This window comes from Brachybacterium sp. ACRRE, from assembly GCF_022346485.1.
GTDB lineage: Bacteria > Actinomycetota > Actinomycetes > Actinomycetales > Dermabacteraceae > Brachybacterium > Brachybacterium halotolerans.
Genome location: NZ_JAKRMO010000109.1, coordinates 1 through 7046 on the forward strand (window position 1 = coordinate 1; position 7046 = coordinate 7046).

Below are 7046 nucleotides of genomic sequence, written 5' to 3' on the forward strand. Positions count from 1 at the left end.
CGTACGGCGACTGGAACACGCGGAAGGGAGTGTCCGAGAAGTACTCGGTCATCTCCGTGATCTCGAGGTCGAAGCGCAGGTCGGGCTTGTCCGACCCGTAGCGCCGCATCGACTCCTCGTAGGTGATCCGCGGGATCGGGGTGGTGATGTCGTGCCCGGCGACCTTCCAGACGTTCTTGAGCAGCTCCTCGGCGAGGGCGATCACGTCCTCCTGCTCCGCGAAGCTCAGCTCGACGTCGAGCTGGGTGAACTCCGGCTGGCGGTCGGCGCGGAAGTCCTCGTCCCGGTAGCAGCGGGCGATCTGGAAGTACTTCTCCATCCCGGACACCATGAGCAGCTGCTTGAACAGCTGCGGCGACTGCGGCAGCGCGTACCAGGAGCCGGGGGCGAGCCGCGCCGGCACCAGGAAGTCCCGGGCGCCCTCGGGGGTCGAGCGCGTGAGCGTGGGCGTCTCGATCTCGACGAAGCCGTCGTCCAGGAGAGTCTCGCGGGCCGCGCGGTTGATGTCCGAGCGCAGGCGCAGAGCGCGCGCCGGACCGGAGCGGCGCAGGTCGAGGTAGCGGTAGCGCAGACGCGCCTCCTCCCCCACCTCGGCGTGGTCGTCGAGCTGGAACGGGAGGGGCGCCGAGGGGTTCAGCACCTCGACGTCGCTCGCGGTGACCTCGATCTCGCCGGTCGGCAGGGCGGGGTTCTCGTTGCCCTCGGGACGGCGGTCCACGGTGCCGGTGACCTTCAGCACGTACTCGTTGCGCAGGTGCATGGCCTCGTCCTCGCGGACGACGACCTGGGCGACGCCGCTGGCGTCGCGAAGATCCAGGAACGTCACGCCTCCATGGTCGCGGCGGCGGGCGATCCAGCCGGTGAGGGTGACGGTCTGGCCGATGTGCTCGCTTCGGAGCTCACCGGCATGATGGGTGCGCAGCACGGAAGAAGTCCTTCGTCTCAGGGATGCGGTCGCCCCGATGCTATCGCGGGGTGAGCGATCTCGCCCCCTGCGCCCCTGTGCCCGGGCATGCCCGCTCCGTATCCTGGATATCTGTCCCGACCTGCACCGCTGGCGGGTCCACCCCGCCCCGCAGTCGAAGGACACCATGAACGAAGCACGCCCCTCCGCCGCAGATCCCACACCCGAGGTCCCCGCGTCCGACGAGCCGAACGGCCCGGCCGCGGACTCCGCGACCGAGGCGCCGTCGGCCCCTGAGGCCCCCGCCACGCCCGCGGCCCCTGCGGAGCCGACCTTCGCCGACCTCGACCTGCCGCGCGTGCTGCAGGGCGCCGTGGACCGGCTCGGCTTCACGACCCCCTCCCCCATCCAGAGCGAGGCCATCCCGCAGCTGCTGGCCGGGCGCGACGTCATCGGCGTGGCCCAGACCGGCACCGGCAAGACGGCGGCCTTCGGCCTGCCGATGCTCACCGCGGTCGACCCCTCGGAGCGCGCGGCCCAGGCGCTCGTGCTCGCCCCCACCCGCGAGCTCGCCATGCAGGTCGCCGAGGCGATCAGCACCTTCGCCCAGGACGTCGACGGGCTCTCCGTGACCTCGGTCTACGGAGGCTCGCCCTACGGCCCCCAGGAGTGCGCACTCTCCCGCGGCACCCAGGTCGTCGTGGGCACCCCGGGACGCGTCATCGACCATCTCAAGCGCGGCAACCTGCACCTGGAGACCCTCAGGTACCTGGTGCTCGACGAGGCCGACGAGATGCTGCGCATGGGCTTCGCCGAGGACGTCGACGAGATCCTCTCCCACGCCCCGCAGTCCAAGCAGGTCGCGCTCTTCTCCGCGACCATGCCGCCCGCGATCCAGCGGGTCGCCGAGGAGCACATGAGCGACCCGGTGCGGGTCTCCGTGTCGCGCCAGGCGAGCACCACGACCAACGTCTCCCAGCGCTACGCGGTCGTGCCCTTCCGTCACAAGACCGGCGCGCTCGCCCGCGTGCTCGCGACCTCCGACGCCGAGGCGGCGATCGTCTTCGTGCGCACCCGCTCGGCCGCCGAGGAGGTCGGCACCGCGCTCGTCTCCCGCGGCGTCGTCGCCGCGACCATCAGCGGCGACGTGCCGCAGAAGGAGCGCGAGAAGATCGTCGAGCGCCTGCGCGAGGGCTCGCTGCAGGTCCTCGTCGCGACCGACGTCGCCGCCCGCGGCCTCGACGTCGACAAGATCGGCCTGGTCGTGAACTTCGACGTCCCCGGCGAGCCCGAGGCCTACGTCCACCGCATCGGCCGCACCGGCCGCGCGGGACGCACCGGCGAGGCGCTCACCTTCGTCGCCCCGCACGAGCGCCGCAAGCTGCGCGCGATCGAGAAGACCACGCGCCAGACCCTGCAGGAGATCTCGATCCCCTCCCCGCGGGACGTCTCCGCCCACCGCACCGAGAAGCTGCTGGCCTCCGTGCCCGAGCGCGCCGAGCGCGGTCGGCTCGATCTCTACCTCGAGAAGGTCGACGCGTTCCTCGAGAGCAGCGGCATGGAGCCGCGGATGCTCGCCGCGGTGCTCGCCGCGACGGCCGTCGGCGACGACGGCCCCGGGGCCGAGGTCGAGGGCGACGAGGAGTTCACCGGCGCCCACCTCAAGGGCTCCGACCGGGATCGCGAGTCCGACGGCAAGGGCCGTCCCGCCCCCGGCCAGCCCGAGAAGGGCTTCACCAGCTACCGCGTCTCCGTGGGCCACTCGCACGGGGCGAAGCCCGCTGCGATCGTCGGCGCGATCACGGGCGAGGGCGGCCTGAACGGGAAGTCGATCGGCAAGATCGACATCTTCGGCTCGTTCTCCCTGGTCCAGATCCGCGGATCCCTCAAGGACGACCAGATCGACCGCATCGGCCACGCGAAGATCGCCGGGCGCACCCTGCGCATCAGCGAGGACCGCGGCCCGCGCACGGGCGGCCGTCGCGAGCACGGATCGCGTCGACCCGACTCCCGCGAGGGCGGGCGCCACGAGGGCGGCCGGCGATTCGGCGGACCCCGCCGTGAGGGCGGCCCGCGGCGCGACTCCGGACGCGCGCACGGCGGCCGCTGAGCGCGCAGCTCCGCGCGTGCGCCGGTCCCACGGACGCGGCGCGCCCCGGAACGGACGGAGAACGGCCCCGCACCCGATGGGTGCGGGGCCGTTCCGCGTCGTGGGACCGCCGGCGGCCTGCCGACGGGAGGGTCAGGACTGCTGGGCCTGCGCCTCGGCGTAGGCCTTGCGGACCTCGTCCATGTCCAGGCCCTGGACCTGGGAGATGAGGTCCTCGAGCGCCGCCTGCGGGAGGGCGCCGGCCTGCTGGAAGACGGGCACGCCGTCGCGGTAGGCGACGAGGGTCGGGATCGAGGTCACGCCGTAGCGCATGGCCAGCTCCTGCTGGTCCTCGGTGTCGAGCTTCGCGAAGGTGACATCGCCGTGGTCCTCCGAGGACTGCTCGAAGATCGGCGCGAAGCGCTGGCAGGGGACGCACCATCCTGCCCAGAAGTCGATGAGGACGACGCCGTCCTTGACGGTCTCGTCGTGGTTCTCGGACGTCAGCGTGACTGTAGCCATGCCCCCCACAACGCCCCGGGCCGTTCGCACATTCCCGTGCGAACGGCCGGTGACGCATGTCTCCCGGCGCCGGCGTGTCCGGTCCGTGCGGTGCGAGGGCCTCAGCCCTCGCCGCCGGGGCCCGCGAGGACCTGCACGTGCAGATCCTCGCGCGGGGGCTCCCAGGAATCGGCGCGGGCCTCGACCTGCTCGCCCGAGCGGATGTCGCGCACCGCGTCCTCCTCGTCCTCGTGGGGGAACCAGACGAAGGGGATGCCGCGGCGGTCGGCGTGCCGGATCTGCTTGCCGAGCTTGGCCGAGGTCGGCGAGACCTCGGTGGGGATGCCCCGGGAGCGCAGGTCGCGGGCGACGGCCTCGCTGCGCCGCCGGGTCTCCTCGCTCTCCACGACGACCAGCACGCACGTGGGCACCGCGCGGCTGGGTCGCGCGAGGTCGGCCGAGAGCATTCGCCAGACCAGGCGGGAGAGCCCGATCGAGAGGCCCACACCGGGGTAGGTGTGCCGATTGTCCGCGGCGAGCCGGTCGTAGCGCCCTCCGGAGCAGATCGAGCCCAGCGACTCGCTGCCCTCGAGGAACGTCTCGAAGACCCCCGCCGTGTAGTAGTCGAGCCCGCGAGCGATGGAGAGGTCGGCCATCATCACCCCGGGCACGGCCGCCTCGACCTGCTCGAGGACGGCGGCGAGCTCGGCGATGCCCTCCTCGAGCAGCTCGCCCTCGCCGCCGAGATCGCGGACCTGCTGGGCGAAGGAGTCGTCGCGGGTGCGGATCGAGGCGAAGGCCAGGCAGGTGCGCGCCTGCTCCTCGCTCGCGCCGGCCTCCTCGACGAGGAGGCGCGCGGTGGCCTCCTCCCCGATCTTCGGGAGCTTGTCGATGGTGCGCAGCACGCCCTCGAAGTCCTCGAGGCCGATCGAGCGGAAGAAGCCCTCGGAGAGCTTCCGGTTGTTCGCTCGGATCGTGAAGGCGGGAAGCGGCAGGCGCGAGAGGATCTCCGCCATCACCACGGCGACCTCGGCCTCCTGGTGGGAGGGCAGGGTGTCCTGGCCGATGATGTCGAGGTCCGCCTGGTAGAACTCGCGGTAGCGGCCCTCCTGGGGTCGCTCGCCGCGCCAGACCTTCTGGATCTGGAAGCGGCGGAACGGGAACGCGAGCTTCCCGGCGTTCTCGAGCACGTAGCGTGCGAGCGGCACGGTGAGGTCGAAGTGCAGGCCGAGCTGACGATCGGGATCGGCCTCGGACCCGTCGTCCTCCTCCGCGTGCAGGCGACGCAGGACGTAGACCTCCTTGTCGATCTCGCCCTTGCGCAGCAGCTGGCTCATCGGCTCGACCGCGCGGGTCTCGATCCCGGAGAAGCCGTGGAGCTCGGCGACCTGGCGGAACACGTCGATGACGTGCTGCTCGACGAGACGCTGCTCGGGCAGGTGCTCGGGGAATCCGGACAGGGCGCTGATCTTCGCCACGGGTGTGCTCCTTGCGTGGTGTGCGTGCGGCGGTCCGCGCGTGCCGGCGCGGCCCGTGCGGCGTGCGAGGCGCGAGAGCGGTACGTGCCTGCGCGCCGAGCACCCATTATCGACCCAGGAGCGCACCGCCCGGGACCGCGACCGCGTGGCGGGCCGACGCGCAGGGCACAATGCAGGTGCGCTGCGGATGCGAGCCCCTGGGACGCGCGCGGATGCGTGCACGATCGGCGGTAGAGTTCCCTGGCGTGGTGTCCCGCGCCACGACCATGACGCCGTCCCGGTGACGGCAGTGACCCGCGATCCAGCGGAACGAGAGAAGGAGCTCCCCCGTGAGCGAGTCCGAGACTCCCGAAGCCACCGCGCCCGACGGCGCGACTCCCGACGCCTCGACGACCGAGCGCGCAGCGTCCGAGGGCGCCGCCTCCGAGAGCGCGACCTCCTCGGCGACGACGCCCGACGCCGCGACCGAGGACGCGACGCCCGAGGCCGCGACCGACAGCGAGACGTCCGAGGCCGCTGCGCCCGAGTCCGCGGCACCCGCCGCCCCGACTCCGCGTCCGACGCCCCGGCCGACCCCTCGTCCCGGCACGCCGAGCCCGGCCGCACTCGCCGGCCGGCGACCGTCGGCGCCGCTGATCCCCGTCGCGCCTCCCGTGCAGGAGTACGACGAGGCGGCGATCCAGGAGGCGCTGGCCTTCGGGACGCTCGAGGAGGACGGCACGGTCAGCGTCCAGGACGGCACCCAGAAGCGCTCGCTGGGCCCCGCGGCCTCCGCGGAGCGCGAGGAGGCGCTGACGCCCTTCGCGCGGGCCTACCTCGACCTCGTGGCCTTCCTCGACGTCACCCAGCAGCGGCTCGCTACGCCGCAGCTCACGCAGGCCGATCTGAACCGTCTGCTCGAGAACCTGCGCAAGAACATGAAGGAGCCGCAGGTCATCGGTGACATCCCGGCGCTGCGCGCGCGGGCGTCGGAGCTGCGCGAGAGCGCCAAGGAGAAGATCCACGCCCTCGAGGAGGAGCGCCTGCAGGCCCGCGACGCGGCGACCGCCGAGCGCACCGCGTTCGTGGAGTCGATCGAGCAGCTCGTGGAGACCGAGCCGGAGCGGATGAGCTGGAAGAGCGCCGGCGAGACCATGCGCGGCATGGTCGGCACCTGGAAGTCGATGCAGAAGGAGGGGCCCTCCCTCGAGCGGTCCACCGAGGACGCGCTGTGGAAGCGGCTCTCCGCGGCGCGCAGCGCCTTCGACCGCAAGCGTCGCCAGTTCTTCTCCCATCTCGACGAGCAGCACGCGGAGGCGGAGAAGATCCGCGAGGACATCATCCGTCGTGCCGAGGAGATGAAGGACTCGACCGACTGGGGTCCGACGGTCCGCGCCTACCGCTCCCTCATGGACGAGTGGCGCGCGGCCCCGCGCGGCAACCGCAAGAAGGACGACGCCCAGTGGGCTCGTTTCAAGGCGGCACAGGACACCTTCTTCGCGGCGCGCAACGAGGACCTCGCGGCCTCCGACGCCGAGCAGAAGGAGAATCTCAAGGTCAAGGAGGCTCTGCTCGCAGAGGCCGAGGCCGTCGACCCGGCCGAGGATCTGGACGGCGCCCGCGCGGCGCTGCACAGGATCCAGGACCGCTGGGACGAGGCCGGCAAGGTGCCCCGCGGCGACATGCGGCGCATCGAGGACCGACTGCGCACCTTCGAGCGCTCGCTCAAGCAGGCGGAGGACGCCGAGTGGCGTCGCACCGATCCCCGCACCCGTGCCCGCGTCGAGGGGGCGTCCTCGCAGCTCCAGGAGGCGATCTCCAGCTACGAGGACGATCTCGAGAAGGCGCGCGCGACCGGCGACCCCGCGAAGATCGCGAAGGCCGAGGAGGCGCTGCGCGCACGGCGCGAGTGGCTCGAGGTCATCGAGCGCTCCGCCCGCGACCTGGGCTGATCCCGCGCGGCCTCCACGCGCCGCTCCCGTTCCTCCACAGCGCCCGCTCGTCCACAGGACGGGCGGGCGCCTTGATGCGCGGACGCCCGACCGGGATGCTCGGAGCATGCCTCCGCCCGAGCCGCCCTCCCCCGCCGTCGCCC

Annotated in this window: 5 protein-coding genes; 2 read left to right on the forward strand and 3 right to left on the reverse strand. The window is 72.5% G+C overall.

Annotated elements, in window-relative coordinates:
* The coding region (gene aspS / locus MHY49_RS18555; RefSeq protein WP_239206644.1) for an aspartate--tRNA ligase at positions 1-925 on the reverse strand (925 nt) is incomplete at its 3' end.
* Between the two features lie 166 nt (positions 926-1091).
* Between aspS and MHY49_RS18560 the strand changes: the two genes are divergently transcribed.
* A complete protein-coding gene (locus tag MHY49_RS18560) occupies positions 1092-3014 on the forward strand; it encodes a DEAD/DEAH box helicase (RefSeq protein WP_239206646.1) in 1923 nt (640 codons plus the stop codon).
* A gap of 132 nt (positions 3015-3146) precedes the next feature.
* Here MHY49_RS18560 and trxA read toward each other — a convergent pair whose 3' ends face one another.
* Both trxA and hisS read right to left on the reverse strand, forming a co-directional pair.
* On the reverse strand, positions 3147-3515 hold the full coding sequence (gene trxA / locus MHY49_RS18565; RefSeq protein WP_152353135.1) for a thioredoxin: 369 nt from the start codon (positions 3513-3515) through the stop codon (positions 3147-3149).
* Between the two features lie 101 nt (positions 3516-3616).
* Complete coding sequence (gene hisS / locus MHY49_RS18570; RefSeq protein WP_239206648.1) at positions 3617-4972, reverse strand: histidine--tRNA ligase; 1356 nt, start codon at positions 4970-4972, stop codon at positions 3617-3619.
* A 329-nt stretch (positions 4973-5301) separates the two neighbouring features.
* Here hisS and MHY49_RS19445 point away from each other — a divergent pair, with 329 nt between their 5' ends.
* Positions 5302-6903 (forward strand): DUF349 domain-containing protein, encoded by a 1602-nt coding sequence (locus tag MHY49_RS19445; RefSeq protein ID WP_239206650.1) that lies wholly within the window; start codon positions 5302-5304, stop codon positions 6901-6903.
* The last annotated feature ends 143 nt before the right edge of the window (positions 6904-7046 follow it).

Excerpts from the sequence above, each read along its gene's own strand:
- trxA (WP_152353135.1), bottom strand. The coding sequence starts at position 3,515 with ATGGCTACAGTCACGCTGACGTCCGAGAACCACGACGAGACCGTCAAG.
- MHY49_RS18560 (WP_239206646.1), top strand. The coding sequence starts at position 1,092 with ATGAACGAAGCACGCCCCTCCGCCGCAGATCCCACACCCGAGGTCCCC.